Source organism: Streptosporangium sp. G12, from assembly GCF_052983175.1.
Map to the genome: position 1 here is coordinate 80,354 of NZ_JBRIQO010000029.1, position 15,305 is coordinate 95,658.

Annotated in this window: 14 protein-coding genes; 3 read left to right on the forward strand and 11 right to left on the reverse strand. The window is 71.2% G+C overall.

All coding sequences use genetic code 11. The features are described from left to right. The first annotated feature begins 452 nt into the window (after positions 1-452). On the forward strand, positions 453-1,880 hold the full coding sequence (rox, locus tag ACVCAG_RS36490) for a rifampin monooxygenase (RefSeq protein WP_440088336.1): 1,428 nt from the start codon (positions 453-455) through the stop codon (positions 1,878-1,880). An 86-nt stretch (positions 1,881-1,966) separates the two neighbouring features. Here rox and ACVCAG_RS36495 read toward each other — a convergent pair whose 3' ends face one another. Further along, positions 1,967-2,635: a GAP family protein gene (locus tag ACVCAG_RS36495; RefSeq protein WP_440088337.1), complete on the reverse strand. Its 669-nt coding sequence runs from the start codon at positions 2,633-2,635 to the stop codon at positions 1,967-1,969. Between the two features lie 82 nt (positions 2,636-2,717). On the opposite strand from ACVCAG_RS36495, the gene ACVCAG_RS36500 reads away from it, so the two are divergent. Continuing rightward, positions 2,718-3,371, forward strand: a complete 654-nt coding sequence (locus ACVCAG_RS36500) for a TetR family transcriptional regulator C-terminal domain-containing protein (protein ID WP_440088339.1) — start codon at positions 2,718-2,720, stop codon at positions 3,369-3,371. A 136-nt stretch (positions 3,372-3,507) separates the two neighbouring features. Here the strand turns inward: ACVCAG_RS36500 and ACVCAG_RS36505 are convergent, their stop codons facing one another. From ACVCAG_RS36505 to ACVCAG_RS36515, 3 genes are all read right to left on the reverse strand, one after another. After that, entirely contained in the window at positions 3,508-5,808 is a 2,301-nt protein-coding gene (locus ACVCAG_RS36505; protein WP_447191232.1) for a transglycosylase domain-containing protein, read from the reverse strand. Positions 5,809-5,893: 85 nt separating this feature from the next. After that, positions 5,894-6,868 (reverse strand): class A beta-lactamase, encoded by a 975-nt coding sequence (gene bla / locus ACVCAG_RS36510; protein ID WP_447191233.1) that lies wholly within the window; start codon positions 6,866-6,868, stop codon positions 5,894-5,896. A gap of 161 nt (positions 6,869-7,029) precedes the next feature. Next, a complete protein-coding gene (locus ACVCAG_RS36515) occupies positions 7,030-7,587 on the reverse strand; it encodes a TetR family transcriptional regulator (RefSeq protein ID WP_440088343.1) in 558 nt (185 codons plus the stop codon). A gap of 111 nt (positions 7,588-7,698) precedes the next feature. Here ACVCAG_RS36515 and ACVCAG_RS36520 point away from each other — a divergent pair, with 111 nt between their 5' ends. After that, positions 7,699-8,352, forward strand: a complete 654-nt coding sequence (locus tag ACVCAG_RS36520) for a methyltransferase domain-containing protein (protein WP_440088344.1) — start codon at positions 7,699-7,701, stop codon at positions 8,350-8,352. Between the two features lie 154 nt (positions 8,353-8,506). On the opposite strand, the gene ACVCAG_RS36525 is transcribed toward ACVCAG_RS36520, so the two are convergent. The 7 genes from ACVCAG_RS36525 to ACVCAG_RS36555 all read right to left on the reverse strand — a co-directional run bounded on the left by ACVCAG_RS36525 (position 8,507) and on the right by ACVCAG_RS36555 (position 15,130). Further along, positions 8,507-9,031, reverse strand: a complete 525-nt coding sequence (locus ACVCAG_RS36525; RefSeq protein WP_447191234.1) for a DUF4396 domain-containing protein — start codon at positions 9,029-9,031, stop codon at positions 8,507-8,509. A gap of 327 nt (positions 9,032-9,358) precedes the next feature. Further along, entirely contained in the window at positions 9,359-11,608 is a 2,250-nt protein-coding gene (locus ACVCAG_RS36530) for a heavy metal translocating P-type ATPase (RefSeq protein WP_447191235.1), read from the reverse strand. 31 nt (positions 11,609-11,639) lie between these two features. Next, the gene (locus tag ACVCAG_RS36535) at positions 11,640-12,641 is read right to left on the reverse strand and encodes a hypothetical protein (RefSeq protein WP_447191236.1); all 1,002 of its coding nucleotides are present in this window, start codon (positions 12,639-12,641) and stop codon (positions 11,640-11,642) included. Further along, positions 12,638-12,847, reverse strand: coding sequence for a cation transporter (locus ACVCAG_RS36540; RefSeq protein WP_440088350.1), 210 nt, complete (start codon positions 12,845-12,847; stop codon positions 12,638-12,640). The genes ACVCAG_RS36535 and ACVCAG_RS36540 overlap by 4 nt, the downstream gene beginning before the upstream one ends. Before the next feature lie 35 nt (positions 12,848-12,882). Further along, positions 12,883-13,164 (reverse strand): metal-sensitive transcriptional regulator, encoded by a 282-nt coding sequence (locus tag ACVCAG_RS36545; protein ID WP_447191247.1) that lies wholly within the window; start codon positions 13,162-13,164, stop codon positions 12,883-12,885. Between the two features lie 126 nt (positions 13,165-13,290). Continuing rightward, positions 13,291-14,721 (reverse strand): MFS transporter, encoded by a 1,431-nt coding sequence (locus ACVCAG_RS36550; protein WP_440088351.1) that lies wholly within the window; start codon positions 14,719-14,721, stop codon positions 13,291-13,293. Positions 14,722-14,863: 142 nt separating this feature from the next. Beyond that, positions 14,864-15,130, reverse strand: coding sequence for a cation transporter (locus ACVCAG_RS36555; protein WP_440088352.1), 267 nt, complete (start codon positions 15,128-15,130; stop codon positions 14,864-14,866). Between the last annotated feature and the right edge of the window lie 175 nt (positions 15,131-15,305).

Consider the following 15,305-nt stretch of genomic DNA (forward strand, 5'->3'; position numbering starts at 1 on the left):
GTGCGCGGCAGGTCCACCGCCTACGACCACGACGTGCGGCTGCCGCTGCCGGTCAAGCGCCCGGAGGCGGGACGCCGCGTCGCCTTCGGCCCGCCGCCGACGCCGACGAGGAGGCATGAGCTCCAGGTGCGTCCGGCGGTGGCGGCATCGCCGTACGCGGCGCGTCACCGCTTCGGGAGGGGCCTGCCCGTCCGCGACGGGCGACAAAAGGCAAAGGCAAGGAGCTCACACACTCCTTGCCACTCTCAACATATAGCGCACCGGGGGGCTTGCGGCAAGACCCGGGTCATGCTGCAGAATCGTCGGCCGAGGCCAGGACCTGCGGAAATCAGGAGTTCGCGAAGCACGTGTTCCTTTGTTGATCGACGTGCGAGGCACGCGGGACCTCGAACCGCCGCCGGACCGCGCGGAGCGGCCGGCCGAAACGCGACCTTGTCGAATGGGGGGTTCTCATGATTGACGTGATCGTCGCCGGTGGGGGGCCGACCGGCCTGATGCTGGCCGGCGAGCTGCGGCTGCACGGCGTGCGCGTGCTCGTGCTGGAGAAGGAGGCGGAGCCGACCGCGTATGTCCGCTCGCTCGGCCTGCACGTGCGCAGCATCGAGGTGATGGACCAACGCGGCCTGCTGGAGCGGTTCCTCGCGCACGGCCGGCGGCATCCGGTCGGTGGTTTCTTCGCCGGCATCACCAAGCCCTCGCCCGACCGGCTGGACACCGCCCACGGCTACGTCCTCGGCATCCCGCAGACCATCACCGATCGCCTGCTGGCCGAGCGCGCCGCCGAGCTCGGCGCCGAGATCCGGCGCGGCTGCGAGCTGGCCGGGCTGAACCAGGACGAGCACGGGGTGACCGCCGAGCTGGCGGACGGCACGCGACTGCGCTCGCGCTACCTCGTCGGCTGCGACGGCGGCCGCAGCACGGTGCGCAAGCTGCTCGGCGTCGGCTTTCCCGGTGAGCCCTCCAGAATCGACACGCTGCTGGGCGAGATGGAGGTGGCCGTGCCGCCGGAGACGCTGGCCGCCGTGGTGGCCGAAGTCCGCAAGACCCAGCTGCGGTTCGGCGTCGGCCCCATCGGGGGCGGGGCGCACCGCGTCGTCGTGCCCGCCGAGGGGGTGGCCGGGGACCGCTCGGTCCCGCCGACCCTGGAGGAGTTCAGGCGACAGCTGCGGGTCTTCGCCGGCACCGACTTCGGCGTGCACTCACCGCGCTGGCTGTCCCGCTTCGGCGACGCCACCCGGCAGGCCGAGCGCTACCGGGTCGGCCGGGTGCTGCTGGCCGGCGACGCGGCGCACATCCACCCGCCGATGGGCGGGCAGGGGCTCAACCTCGGCGTGCAGGACGCGTTCAACCTCGGCTGGAAGCTGGCGGCCGAGGTCGGCGGCTGGGCACCGGAGGGGCTGCTGGACAGCTACCACACCGAGCGTCACCCGGTGGCCGCCGACGTGCTGGACAACACCCGCGCGCAGACGGAGCTGATGTCCACCGAGCCGGGGCCGCAGGCGGTGCGCCGGCTGCTGGCGGAACTGATGGACTTCGAGGACGTGAACCGGCACCTGATCGAGAAGATCGTCGCGATCGGGGTCCGCTACGACGTCGGCGAGGGACACGACCTGCTCGGCCGGCGGATGCGGGACGTGGCGCTGAAGCGCGGTCGCCTCTACGAGCTGACGCGCGGCGGCCGCGGGCTGCTGCTCGACCAGACCGGCCGGCTCTCGGTGGAGGGCTGGGCGGATCGGGTCGACCACGTCGTCGACGTCAGCGAGGAACTGGACGTCCCCGCCGTGCTGCTGCGGCCGGACGGCCACGTGGCGTGGGCGGGTGAGGATCAGCGGGATCTGCTCGACCGGCTGCCCAGGTGGTTCGGCGCCGCCGTCGGCTGAGCGCGGTCGCGGGCTCGCGACGCCGCGTGTGCGGTGTCGCGTGTTCCCGTGTTCGAGACGGTTCGATCGGGGACCGACGCGGGCGGTCACGGGCTCGTCGTGAAGGTGATCTGGTCCGGTGCCGCGTCCAGGAGGATCAGGACTCCCGCTATCCCGACGATCCAGCGCAGTGTCGAGCGCGATCCCGAGGAGAGCTTGTCCCGCCACCGCTCGAACCGCTCGCGCGTCCGTTCGCCCAGGGCGGCCCACGCGGCGAGGAGCAGGATGCCCGGGAGCACCATGACGGTCACGTACACGCCGAGGAGCGGCGACCACTGGACGGCGGTCAGGTGGGCCGCGGTCATGACGCCGATCGCGGCGAAGTACGGCACGGCGGTGGCGAACTCGAACAGCCAGGTCCCCAGCCCCAGCAGCAGCATCGAGCCCAAGGTGAAGGACCGGGCCCGGACGGATGCGCGTTCGGGGTCCTTGTCGGGGATGAAGTAGCTCCCCACGATGAGCGCCACGCCGAGGACGGCCTGCCCCCAGGCCCACACGGTGTCGTCGATGACCGGCACGACAGCGCCCAGGCCGAACATGAGCAGCACGCCCAGGGCGAAGTACGCGATCGCGACCGATCCGAGATACACCCCGAGCAGCGCGCCCACGCGGCGCGGCCTGGCCAGCAGCAGGTAGAGCGTCACCCCGATCACGGTGGGGCTCAGCGTGTCGAGCAGGGCCAGCCCGAGCACCGCCCCGATCGTCTCGATCGACAAACCTGTCTCCTTACGGGAGCCAACGAGCCGTAATAATACGCCCGTGTCAGTTAAAATAACACATGCGTGCTAATATGTTGACGTGCCACGACTCGTTGATCATGACCGGCGGCGGGCCGAGCTCGGCGAGGCCGCCATCCGGGTGATCCTGCGCGAGGGCCTCGCCGGTGTGACCGTCCGCGGGGTCGCCGCCGAAGCCGGCTGGTCCACCGGGTCGCTGCGGCATTACTTTGGCAACCAGCACGAGTTGCAGGCCTACGTCGTGCGGGCCACCACCGACGCCCTCCGCCGACGGGTCCTGCCGCGCGTCCAGCGGCCCCGCACGCGGGGTTCGGCGGTCGAGCGGATCGCCACGATCGTGGAGGAGATGCTGCCGCTCGACGCCGAGCGGCGCGAGGAGTACGCGCTGTGGTCGGCGATCGTGGAATGGGAACGCCGGCACCCTCCGGAGGGAGGCTCTGTGACGTGGAGCGACCAGCGGGCGCTGTACCGCCAGTGCGTCGCCGTCCTGCGCGGGCACGAGTCGATCCGCGAACCGGACCGGGCCACGGTCCCGCACCCCGATGCCCAGGTCGAGCTCTGGGCGGCGCTCCTGCACACGTTCGTCGACGGACTCGCCGCCCAGATCGTGAACACCCCCGGCGAGGTGTCCGCCGGCACCGCCGCGCGGCTGCTGCGTTCACTGCTGCACGCCGTGCCTTGCGCGGGGCCGGATCGGTGTGCGCACCGACCGTGAGCCGAAGGCGCGGCGCGGGCCGCGCGGGTTCGGCGGCGTCGTCCAGGACGAGGCGGGGAGATCGGGGCACCGGTGAGGCCGGACCGGCGCGTTCACCCGGAAAGCTCCGGGCAGGGGAGAGCGCCGGTGTGCGGCTTCAGGATCTGCGGGCCGTGCCGGGGTTCGCGGGGGCGGGGGGCGGGGCGGCGCGGCTTTTGCGCGGGGCGGGCGAGCGGGGTGGCCGGGCGCGCACGTGGTCGCCCGCCCGGTTCATGATGTCGCCGAGGTGGTGCGGATCCCCGCCCGGAGGCGTCCGGGCCGGCCGGCAGTGCCGCCCGCAGCCGCCGAAACGCACCGGATCGATCGGGGTGAAGGAGGTGGCCCTCACGCCCCTCAGCGCGCCGATCATGGTGTCCTTCCAGATCGGCCCGGGAATGGTGGCCCCGAAGACGGCGCCGTGGTATCTGCCGCCGATGGTGACGTTGTTCAGCTTGTGCGCGACGGCGCCTCGGGGGTCGCCGATGCTCACCGCGCCGGCCAGGTCCGGGGTGAACCCCGCGAACCACGCGCTCGCCTGGTCGTCGTTGGTGCCGGTCTTGCCGGCGGCGGCGCGGCCGATGCCGCCCACCGCCCGCATCGTGCCCTTGGTGAACACCCCCGACAGGATGTGCGCCGTGGCGTCCGCGATCTCGGGATCCAGCACCTGGCGGCACTTCGGCCGGTAGCCGGTCGCCCTGCCGTTCCGGTCGGTGACCCGGGTGACGACCATGGGAGCGCAGTACTTCCCGCGCGCGCCGATGGCGGCGTAGGCGCTCGCGACGGTCACCGGGTCCATCTCGTTGATGCCGAGGGTGAAGGTCTCGTACTCCTGCAGCTCGCGGTTGTCGGCTCGCTTGATGCCCAGCGACCTGGCGGTCCGGACGGTGTCGCACAGGCCGACGCGGCGCTCGAGTTCCATGAAGAAGGTGTTGACCGACTGCCAGGTGCCGGTCTGCAGCGACTTGAAGCCGGGAGATCCCTCGTCGTTGGTGACGGTGTGCGTCGGGTCGCCGACGTTCTCGCCCTCGCAGTTCTTGAAGTCGGCGTAGCCCGAGGCGCGGTAGCCGTTTCCGACGGTGAAGCCGTCGTCGATCCTCATGCCCTGCTTCAGGGCCGTGATCAGGGTGAAGGTCTTGAACGTCGAGCCCGCCTGGAACCCGCCGATGCCGCCGTGGTCGGTGTCGGCCACGATGTTGTACGACATCTCGCGCCTGCGCGCGGAGGTGCCGTACTCGCGGCTGGCCGCCATGGCCTTGATCATCCCGGTGCCCGGCTGGACCAGCGCCTCGGCGGCGACGGGGTCGTCGGAGGCGTGGACGTGTCTCTTGACGGCTTTCTCGGCCGCGGCCTGCATGCGGGGGTCCAGCGTCGTCCTGATCGTCAGGCCGCCGCGGTAGAGGAGCCGGGCGCGCTGCTCCGCGGTCCTGCCGAACGCGGGATCGCGCAGGAACTCCTCGCGCACGTACACGCAGAAGTAGGGGTACGGGCTGGCCGTGCAGTTGCCGGGCAGGGGAGTGCCCCGGTAGCCGAGCTTCCTGGACTTGGCCTCGGCGGCCTGCCGCGGGGTGATCGCGCCGAGCTCCGCCATCCGGTCGAGCACGACGTCGCGCCGTTCCAGCAGCCTTCGCCGGTTCTCCCTGCCGCCCTCCGGATCGGTGGCGGTGGGCAGCTGCACGGCTCCGGCCAGGGTAGCCGCCTGCCACAGGTTGAGCCGGGAGGCGCGCACGCCGAAGAACCGCCTGGCCGCCGCCTCGATGCCGTTGGCCCCGGCGCCGAAGTAGGCGATGTTGAGATACTTCTCGAGGATCTGGTCCTTGGTGTACTTCCGCTCGACCCCCATCGCGTAGCGCAGCTCGGTGAGCTTGCGCGCGTAGCTGGCCTCCAGGGCCTTTTCCTTCTCCTTCTCGGTGACGGCGGTGTTCAGCAGCACCTGCTTGACGTACTGCTGGGTGATGCTGGAACCCCCCTGGCTCGTCCTGCCCGAGGAGAGGTTCTTGGCCAGGGCCCGCATCGTGCCTTCGAGGTCGATCGCACCGTGCTCGTAGAAGCGGTAGTCCTCGATCGAGACGATGGCCCTCTTCATGACGTCGGAGACCTGGCCGAGCGGTACGACCTCGCGGTACACGTCCCAGAACTGCGCGATCGGACGGCCCCCGGCGTCGAGGACGGTCGTCTTCTCGGCGAGCGGAGGCTCGGCGAGCTCCGCGGGATTGAGGTCGAGCCCGTCCGACGCTCCGACGATCACCACCCCCGCGCCTCCCACGGCCGGCAGGGCGAGCCCGGCCGTCAGCACCCCCACCGCCGTCGCCGCGCCGGCCAGACGCACGATCTTCGCCCCCGCCGACGATCGGGTCCCGGCCCGGCGCGGGCGGTGCGCCCGCCGGACGGCGTCGTCCGGCTTCTCGCCGAAGGGGTTCATCCTTCGCCCCTGGCGCGCATCGGACGAACGGGGCCGGGGAGCGCGGCGAGAGAGGTGATCCCCGGCTCTTCACGCTGTCCCGGCATCAGAGCCTGCCGAGGCCGCGGGCGAGGATGGTGGCGGTCTTCGCGACCACCTTGTCGTCGACGGCGCCGTCCGCGGTCCGGCGGTTGGTGTAGATCGACATGATGACGGGGGCGGCCGACCTGCCCGGCCAGACCACCGCGATGTCGTTCCCCGCCCCGTACCTGGAGCTCGTACCGGTCTTGTCGCCGATCGTCCAGGTCCTGGGCAGGCCCGCCCGGATGCGGGCGTCCCCGGTCGTGTTCGCGATCAGCCAGGCGTTCAGCCGTTCCCGGTCCTTGGCGTGGAGGGCGTTCCCCACCGTGACCGCGCGCAGGTCACGGCCCATGGACGCGGGCGTCGTGGTGTCGCGCCTCTCCTTGGGACTCCAGTCGTTGAGCTCGGTCTCCCACCGGTCCAGCCGGGAGATCGGGTCCTTCAGCGTCCGGAGGTAGCGGGTCAGGCCGGCGGGGCCGCCGATCTGCCTCAGCAGCATGTTGGCCGCGGTGTTGTCGCTCCGGGTGACGGCCGCCTCGCACAGCCGCGCGACGGTCAGCCCGTCCTTCACGTGCTTCCCGGTGACCGGGGAATGCTCCCGCAGGTCGGCGGCCGTCCAGCGCACGACCTTGTCCATCAGGCCGGGCTCGGAGGTGCGGGCCCTGTGCAGCACGGCCGCGGCGGCCATCGCCTTGAAGGTGGACAGCATCGGGAAACGCTCGCCCGACCGGTGGCCGATCGTCGCGCCGGTGGCGGTGTCGACGGCGTACGCGCCGATCCGGCCCTTGAAGGACGCCTCCAGCGCGCGCAGCTCCTTCGCGGCCCGGATCTGGCCCGGCGCCGGCGCCGTCGCCGGCGCGGCAGGGACGGTGGACGGGGCGGCGGACGCGTGGCCGGTCGCGGTGACCCCCGCCATCGGGACGAGCGCGAGGGAGGCCAGCGCCCGGAGCGCGGCGCGTCGGAGAAGCCGGGTGGGCACGGTGGGATGCCTTCCTGTCATGGATCGGGGCGGAGAGAAGTCTCACGCCGGCATCCGATGCCGTCAAAGACGGAAACAGGCAAATCTATGCTGAAATGGCATACGCCCAGGTTGTGGAGGTCTTCAGGAGCATGCCGTCCAGCCGGTGGCGTGTCACGATCCGGCGGCCTTTCGCGCCGGTCTCACGTCCGAGCCAGTAACGCTCGTACGCCGGGTGTGATCGTCATGTGGAACGCCGCGTCCAGTTCGGCCGGCGTGGCGTCGATCTCCCCGTCCACCCACTTGCGCACCAAGGCCATGAACGCCCCGACGGCGCAGGTGACCACCAGATCGAGCGAGGCACCGGCGCGCCCGCCCCGGGCGAGCAGTTCGTCGCGGATGACGGCCTGCAACAGTTGCTCGCCGTGGGCCATCACCATCCGGCCACCACGGCGTCCGAGCAATGCCCGCACCAGCCTGCGCTGCTCCTGTACGTGCTCGAACATCGCCAGGCTGAAACCGAACAGCGGGCCGTCGGTACTCGGGGCCGGATGCAGAAAGGCGATCTCGTCCAGGTTGGCGAACAACACGGCCTGCTTGTCGGCGAAGTGGGCGTAGAAGGTCGAGCGCCCGACGTCGGCGCGGTTGATGAGGTCGGTGACGGTCACCGGCTCATACCCCTTCTCCAGGATCAGCTCCACCAGCGCGCGCTGGATCGCCTGCCGGGTGCGCCGCACCCGCCTGTCGGTGTTTCCGGACACTTCACCGGTCCTGTTCGGTATGGCACAGCAAGGCGGAAGTGGTTGTTGACCCCGTCATGCTAACGAACGGATCATTCATTATTGAACAGGTTGTTCGAGAGGAGAACGGTAATGGGACTGGGCAGATTGCTCCACGATCACGCCGAGCACGCCGACGAGGGCGGGACGATCGATCACCCCCGCGCCTACGACATCGCGGCCGACATCGGCCTGCTCGGGCGACGACGCGAGATCTTCACCCGCCTGGCGGCGCTGTCCGGAACCCGGCCGGGCGACCAGGTGCTCGACGTCGGCTGCGGCACCGGCTACCTGACCCGGATCCTGGCCCCGCTCGTCGGCCCGGCAGGCCACGTGACCGGCGTCGACCCCTCACCACCCATGATCGACCATGCCCGCCGACGCGCCCCGGGCAACTGCTCCTACGTCGCGGGCGCCGGGCAGGCGCTCGACCTGCCCGACGCCTCCTTCGACGTGGTGGTCTCCAGCCTGGCCGTCCACCACATGCCGGCCGCCGAGCGCGGCGCCGCCGTAAGGGAGATGTTCCGGGTACTGCGGCCGGGCGGGCGGCTGCTGATCGCCGAGTTCCGCCCGCCCGCCAACCACCTGCTCGCCCATCTCGTCGGCATGGTGTCGGGCCCCGCGATGCGGCACAGCCCGCGGGACCTGCTCGGCGACCTGATCCCCGACGCCGGATTCCACATCACCGACGAGGGCGACCTGCCGGTCATGCTCTACTACGTCCGGGCCTCGCGCCCCTCGGCCTGAGGAGCGCGGCGGATCGAGAGGGCGGCCTGCCCGGCAGGACCGTCGCGGCACGGCAGGCGCCATGGAGGAGGCCTTCGAGGCGCACGGCTTCCACGGAGGCGGCCTGCTGGGCGTCGAGCATCGGGCGTATCCGGTCGGTGCTCGCCGGTGCCCGTCAGTGGTGGTAGGCGTGGACGACGGCGTGTCCCTTGCCCCGGCCGATGATCCACTTGTTGATGGGCGTGGTGACCAGGAAGGCCACCAGGAGGGCGAAGGCGAGGGCGCCCCAGAACAGGCCGGACGTCAGCTCGGCGTCCATGGCGCCGGGGACGGCGATCATCACCCCGTTGTCGACGATCTCCATGACGAGGATGGACAGGGTGTCGGCCGCCAGCGCCAGTCGCAGGGCCTTGCGCCAGTCGACGCCGGCCCTGCGCAACCCGACCAGGGTGAGCGCGTAGCCGAAGAAGAAGGCCAGCACGATGGCCAGGACGATGGTGGGCACGTTCGGCCATCCCAGAGCCGTGCCGATCACCATGCCGAGCACCTCACCGATGGCACACCCGGTGAGGCAGTGCAAGGTCGCCGAGGCGGCTACTCGCCAGGGGGCCTTCTGCGCATGACCGGCGTGCCCGAGGTGGTCGTGCCCGTGGGGCTCGTCGTGTCCGGCATGATCCCTGGAACCCATCGATTCCGCCATCACAGCCTCCCGGTCTGCGCACTGTCTCGACACTTCACTCACCTTATACGGGTAGGGGGTATATGGACAACACTCCTTGTGCCGGAGGTCGCGGGCCGCGGGCCCGCCCGGATCGCGCCCCCGGCGACCGGCGGGCCGGGGGCCGAGGTGACGCACGGTCGGACCTCTACGACGGCCGGTGGCGGTAAGTGATCAGCCGGTAGAGGGAAGTCTCGCCTGATGCGCGGTCCGGGAGACCTGGAGTCCACGGTCATGGAGTGCCTGTGGTCGTATCACCGGCCGGCGTCGGTCGGGGACGTGCTCGAACGCGGCCGCACCGGTGTCTCGCTATGTGAAGGTGCGCAGGCGCAGGCTGTTGCCGACCACGAAGACCGAGGAGAACGCCATCGCGGCCCCGGCGATCATCGGGTTGAGCAGGCCGAGCGCGGCCAGGGGCAGGGCGGCCACGTTGTAGGCGAAGGCCCAGAACAGGTTGCCCTTGATGGTGGCCAGGGTGCGGCGTGACAGCCGGATGGCGTCGGCGGCCACCCGCAGGTCGCCGCGGACCAGGGTGAGGTCGGAGGCCTCGATGGCCGCGTCGGTGCCGGTGCCCATGGCCAGGCCCAGATCGGCTTGGGCGAGCGCCGCGGCGTCGTTGACGCCGTCACCCACCATGGCCACCGACCTGCCCTCGGCCTGCAGCCGCCTGACGACGTCGACCTTGCCGGCGGGCAGCACCTCGGCGATGACCTCGGTGATGCCGACCTCGGCCGCGACCGACCGCGCGACGGTCTCGTTGTCGCCGGTGAGCAGCACCGGCCTCAGGCCCAGGGCGCGTAGCCGTCGGATCGCCTCGGCCGAGGTGGGCTTGACGGTGTCGGCCACCGCCAGGACCGCGCGAGCCCGGCCGTCCCAGCCGACCGCGACGGCTGTGCGGCCCGCCGCCTGCGCCTCGGCGAGTGCCCGCTCCAGGCCGGTGGGCAGGTGCTGGGACCACTCGGCGAGCAGCGCGGGGCGGCCCACCAGCACGGCGTGTCCGTCGACGATGCCCTGTACGCCGAGGCCTTCGCGGTTGGCGAAGTCCTCGGGGGTGGGCAGCTCGCCCACGCGTTCGGCCGCTCCTCGGGCGACGGCCTGGGCGACGGGGTGTTCGGAGGCGTGCTCCAGGGCGCCCGCCAGGCGCAGCACCTGCGTCTCGTCCTCGCCGTCGGCGAGATGGACACCGACCAGGGTCATCTTGCCCTCGGTGACGGTCCCGGTCTTGTCGAGCACGACGGTGTCGATCTTCCTGGTGGATTCCAGCACCTCCGGGCCCTTGATCAGGATGCCGAGCTGGGCGCCGCGCCCGGTGCCGACCAGCAGGGCGGTCGGCGTGGCCAGACCCAGGGCGCACGGGCAGGCGATGATCAGCACGGCCACCGCGGCGGTGAAGGCCGCCCCGGCCCCGTCGCCGATTCCCAGCCAGTAGCCGAGCGTGCCGACGGCCAACGCGATCACGACCGGCACGAAGATCCCGGAGATGCGGTCGGCCAGCCGCTGGACCTGGGCCTTACCCGTCTGAGCGTCTTCGACCAGCCTGGCCATCCGGGCCAGCTGGGTGTCGGATCCGACGCGGGTGGCGCGGACGAGCAGGCGGCCACCGGCGTTGACGGTCGCGCCGGTCACCGCCTCGCCGGGGCGCACCTCCACCGGCACCGATTCGCCGGTGAGCATGGAGGCGTCGATGGCGGAGGTTCCCTCTTCGATCACGCCGTCGGTGGCGATCTTCTCGCCGGGCCGGACGACGAACCGGTCACCCGCCTTGAGGTCCTCGGCGGGGACGCGGGTCTCGACACCGTCGCGCAGGACGGCGACGTCCTTGGCCCCCAGCTCCAGCAGGGCCCGCAGGGCGGCGCCCGCGCGGCGCTTGGAGCGGGCCTCGAAGTAGCGGCCGGCCAGGATGAACGCCGTCACTCCGGCGGCGGCCTCCAGATAGATGTTGCCCGAGCCGTCGGTGCGCTCGATGGTGAACGCGAACGGGTGGGTCATGCCGGGCGTGCCCGCCGTGCCGAAGAACAGCGCCCACAGCGACCAGCCGAGCGCGGCGATCGTGCCGAGCGAGACCAGGGTGTCCATGGTCGCGGCGCCGTGGCGCAGGTTCGTCCAGGCGGCCCGGTGGAAGGGCCAGCCGGCGTAGACGACGACCGGGGCGGCCAGGGTGAGCGACAGCCACTGCCAGTTGACGAACTGCAGGGGCGGGATCATCGACATGGCGATCACCGGCACGGCGAGCACCACCGAGGTGATCAGACGCTGGCGCAGCGGAGCGAGCTCATCGGCCGGTTCACCTCCCGCCTCGCCCGGCGCATTGTCAGCCTTCGGCTCCGCGGGGAGCGCGGCGGTATAGCCGGTCTTCTCCACCTCGGCGATCAGCGTCTGAGGATCGACGCCTTCACCGAAGGTGACCTTGGCTTTTTCGGTGGCGTAGTTCACGGTCGCGCTCACGCCGTCGAGCTTGTTGAGCTTGCGCTCGATCCGGTTGGCGCACGAAGCGCAGGTCATGCCGCCGATCGAGAGTTCGACCGTGTCTTGGGCCCTGTCGTCGGTGAGGGAGGACATCACCTGCTCCTTTCGCTCGTCATGCCGGCTGTCAGTGGTCGTGGTCGCCGTGCGAGGCGGATGCGGACGGCGTGGCCGCCGCCGGACTCGGCGTCGTGGCCGGGGCGGGGAGTTCACCGGCGCGGACGGTGAAGTCGGCGGTGCGCACGGTTCCCTCGTGCTTGAAGTCCAGGAACAGCCGGTAGTCGCCGCGGCTGGGCACCTCGGCGTAGAAGGTGATCCGCGGGCCCGGCGGAGTCTTACCGTCACCTGGTTCCCCGTCGGGGTGTACGTGCAGGTAGGCCAGGTCTCCGGCGCGCAGGGCGACCAGGTGACCGTAGGCGCCCAGGTAGGGCTGCAGGTCGGCGACGGGGTGGCCGTCCTTGCCGACCTTGAGGGTGAGCCTGCTGGAGGCGCCGGGAGTCAGGTCCCCGTCCAGGGTGACGGTGTAGCCGTCGACCGTGGCGGTACGGCTCGTCGCGGGCAGCGCCTCGGGTTCCTGGGCGCCGGGGGCCTGCAGGTCGACGCCCAACGTCAGCCCGTCGCCGCTCTCGGGGGCGAAGTCGGCGAACGCCCGGTAGGTGCCCGCCTCGGGCAGGGTCAGCTTCACCGACCACACGCCGTCGCCGGTCAGTTCGGGGTGCAGGTGCTGGAAGCTGCCCAGATCGCGGGAGACCACGATGAGGTGCAGCCTCTTGCCGTGCTCTGTTCGGTAGGCGGTGACGGGCTTTCCATCGGGGCCGATCACGCTGAACCGGAAATCCGTCGTCTTGCCCGGCTGGAGTGTGAGGGTTTGGGGCAGCAGGGTGTAACCGTCCTGGGACACCTGCAGACCTCCGGGAACGGGCTTGCCGGTCGTGGCCGGGGCAGGGGCCGGGTCGGTGTGGGTTGCGTGATCGCCCGCCTGGCTCGCGGTCGGGGTCGCGTGGATCGGGTGAGCGTCCGCCGTGGGGGCGGGTCCGCTCGCGCCCACCGCATTGCCGGCCCCCAGAGCGCCGCCGAAGATCACGACGAGTCCGAGGGCGTAGGCGCCCAGCCTGGCCGGTGTGTTCATGACGGAGTCACCACTTCGTATCCGGCTTCGGCGACCGCGGCGGTGATCTGCGCCGTGTCGATCGGGCTCTCGCTGCGGACGGTCACCAGGCCGGTAGCCAGATCCACGTCGACGCCGGTGACGCCAGGGACCCCGCCGACCTCTTCTTCGACGGAGGAGACGCAGTGGCCGCAGGTCATGCCTGTGACGGTGTAGGTGGTGGTCATAGCGATCACTCCTTCTGTGTGCTGGGTTTCGTCGATCAGGAACGGACGAGGCGGGCGATGGCCTCGGTGGCCTCCTTGACCTTCTCTTCGGCCTCGGCGCCGCCCTTGGCGGTGGCCTCGGCCACGCAGTGCGCCAGGTGCTCTTCCAGCAGGGACAGCGCGAAGGACTGCAGGGCCCGGTTGGCCGCCGACACCTGGGTGAGGATGTCGATGCAGTATTTGTCCTCCTCGACCATCCGCTGCAGGCCCCGTGCCTGACCCTCGATCCGGTGCAGCCGCCGCAGGTGGTCCTGCTTGTTGTGGGTGTAGCCGTGCATGTCCCCGCCCTTCGTCGTCATCTCCTACAACAGGATACCCCCGTATGGTATTCCGGAGTTTTAGGTCGCCAGGCGCGATCCGCGGCGGCGTTGCGGGGGCGCGCCTGCGACGCGCCCCCGGAACCGTCACACACCGGCCGGCTGCGGCTCCTGCGGCCGCGTTCGCGCCGCCTGCTTCGGCGTGCGCATGAGCAGCAGGGTCAGTACGGCACCGGCGGCGGCCACGGCCGCGGCCCCGATGAAGGCGGCCTGGAAACCGCCGGTGAGCGCGGGCAGGTTCCCCGGCTGCGCGGCCCCCCGGGAGGTGGCGATCGCGGTCATCACGGCCAGGCCGAGCGCGGAGCCGACCTGGTAGGTGGTGTTGACGATCCCCGAGGCCAGACCGCTCTGCTCGGGCCGCACCCCGGACATGGCCGACATCATGGCCGGGATGTAGGCCAGGGACATGCCGACCGCGGCGATCAGTGAGGCGGGCAGCACGTCGACGGCGAACGTCCCGCCCGGCCTGGCGAGCGACAACCCTGCCAGGCCCACGGCCAGGACGAGCAGGCCGGCGACGATCAGCGGCTTGGCGCCGAACCGGCCCAGCAGCCTCGCGGTGACGCCGATCATGAAGATCATGATGGCGACGGTCATCGGCAGCAGGGCCGCGCCGCTGGGAAAGGCGCCGTAGCCGAGCACCTGCTGCAGGTAGAGGTTGAGGAAGTACCACATCGGGATCCAGGCGGCCCCCAGCAGAGCCATCGCGAGGTTGGCGGCGGCCAGGCCGGGCGTCCTCCATACGCGAAGCTGCATGAGAGGCTCGCGAACCGTGCGCTGGATCACCAGGAACAGTGCCAGCAACGCGACCGCTCCGGCGAGTTCCAGCAGCGTGGTGGTCGAGCCCCAGCCCTGTTCGGGGGCCCGGACGACGGCGTGGACCGCCAGGGCGACACCCGCGGTGACCGAGATCGCGCCCAGTACGTCGACCGAGCCGCGCCTGCCCGAGACGGCGGGCAGCAGGGCGGGGACGGCCGCGAGGGTGGCCAGGCCGATCGGGACGTAGACGACGAACACCCAGGGCCAGCTGAGGTACTCGGTGATGACGCCGCCCAGGAACACCCCGGCGGTGCCGCCCGCCGGCGCCGCCGCGCCGTACAGGGCCATGGCCTTGCCCAGCTCGCGCGGGTCGTGGCCGAAGAGCATCATGAGCAGGGTCATCGAGGACGGCGCGATGAGCGCGCCGCCGACGCCCTGGACGCCGCGGCCGAGGATCTCGATCCAGGCCTCGCCCGCCAGCGCGGCGACGACGGAACCGGCGATCAGGATGATCCAGCCGGCGGTGAAGATCCTACGGGCGCCGAACAGGTCCGACAGCCGGCCGCCGAGCAGCAGCAGGCCGCCGAAGGCGATGACGTAGGCGTTGAACACCCACTGCAGGTCGCCGGGGGAAAAGCCGAGGTCGCGCTGCATGTCGGGCAGCGCGACGCCGATGATGGAGGTGTCCATGATGACCATGAACTGCGCGGCGGCGAGCACGATGAGTGCCTGCCACCTGCGGGGGTCGACGGCGTTCATGCCGCGCTCCTGATTCCTCGCATCCACGCCGTGATGGCAGGATGCGTCATGGGGTTGGGTGTGACGTCGAGTCCGGTCGGCCCCGTGGGTGGGCGTGCATGCCAGTGCACGCCCACCGTTCGTTCTCTCGGGCGAAGTCGCCCTAGGAGGCGTCGGCCACCGTGTAGCCCGCCCGGTCCACGGCCGCGCGGATCTCCTCGTCGGAGAAGCCCGCCCCGCTGACGGTGACGGCGCCGGTGGCCAGGTCGACCTGAACGTCGCTCACGCCGCCGACCTTGCCGATCTCGCCGGAGACCGAGGAGACGCAGTGCCCACAGGTCATCCCGCTGACCTGGTAGACGCTCCCGCCGCCGGTCTCCACCTGCGCGGAGACGCTCTCCGCGGTACCGCACGCGCATGCCGTGCACATAAGGGTCTCCTCTCACGGATACCTGGGTGGGGTATCTCGATCTGCGACCTCAACATACCCCCTAGGGGTTAAATTGCCAATGGGGTCGGGACTCGCCGACATCGCCACCGGGGGAGGACGACGGGATCTCGGCGACGTCGGCGTCCGGGAAATCACAACGGGCGGGGCGCGAGCG

What these genes read in the sequence shown, in the direction of transcription:
- ACVCAG_RS36550 (WP_440088351.1), bottom strand. Translation starts at nt 14,721, where the DNA reads ATGAACGCCGTCGACCCCCGCAGGTGGCAGGCACTCATCGTGCTCGCC.
- ACVCAG_RS36530 (WP_447191235.1), bottom strand. Translation starts at nt 11,608, where the DNA reads ATGTCCTCCCTCACCGACGACAGGGCCCAAGACACGGTCGAACTCTCG.
- ACVCAG_RS36540 (WP_440088350.1), bottom strand. Translation starts at nt 12,847, where the DNA reads ATGACCACCACCTACACCGTCACAGGCATGACCTGCGGCCACTGCGTC.
- ACVCAG_RS36525 (WP_447191234.1), bottom strand. Translation starts at nt 9,031, where the DNA reads ATGGCGGAATCGATGGGTTCCAGGGATCATGCCGGACACGACGAGCCC.
- ACVCAG_RS36555 (WP_440088352.1), bottom strand. Translation starts at nt 15,130, where the DNA reads ATGTGCACGGCATGCGCGTGCGGTACCGCGGAGAGCGTCTCCGCGCAG.
- ACVCAG_RS36520 (WP_440088344.1), top strand. Translation starts at nt 7,699, where the DNA reads ATGGGACTGGGCAGATTGCTCCACGATCACGCCGAGCACGCCGACGAG.
- rox (WP_440088336.1), top strand. Translation starts at nt 453, where the DNA reads ATGATTGACGTGATCGTCGCCGGTGGGGGGCCGACCGGCCTGATGCTG.
- ACVCAG_RS36545 (WP_447191247.1), bottom strand. Translation starts at nt 13,164, where the DNA reads ATGCACGGCTACACCCACAACAAGCAGGACCACCTGCGGCGGCTGCAC.
- bla (WP_447191233.1), bottom strand. Translation starts at nt 6,868, where the DNA reads ATGACAGGAAGGCATCCCACCGTGCCCACCCGGCTTCTCCGACGCGCC.
- ACVCAG_RS36505 (WP_447191232.1), bottom strand. Translation starts at nt 5,808, where the DNA reads ATGAACCCCTTCGGCGAGAAGCCGGACGACGCCGTCCGGCGGGCGCAC.
- ACVCAG_RS36535 (WP_447191236.1), bottom strand. Translation starts at nt 12,641, where the DNA reads ATGAACACACCGGCCAGGCTGGGCGCCTACGCCCTCGGACTCGTCGTG.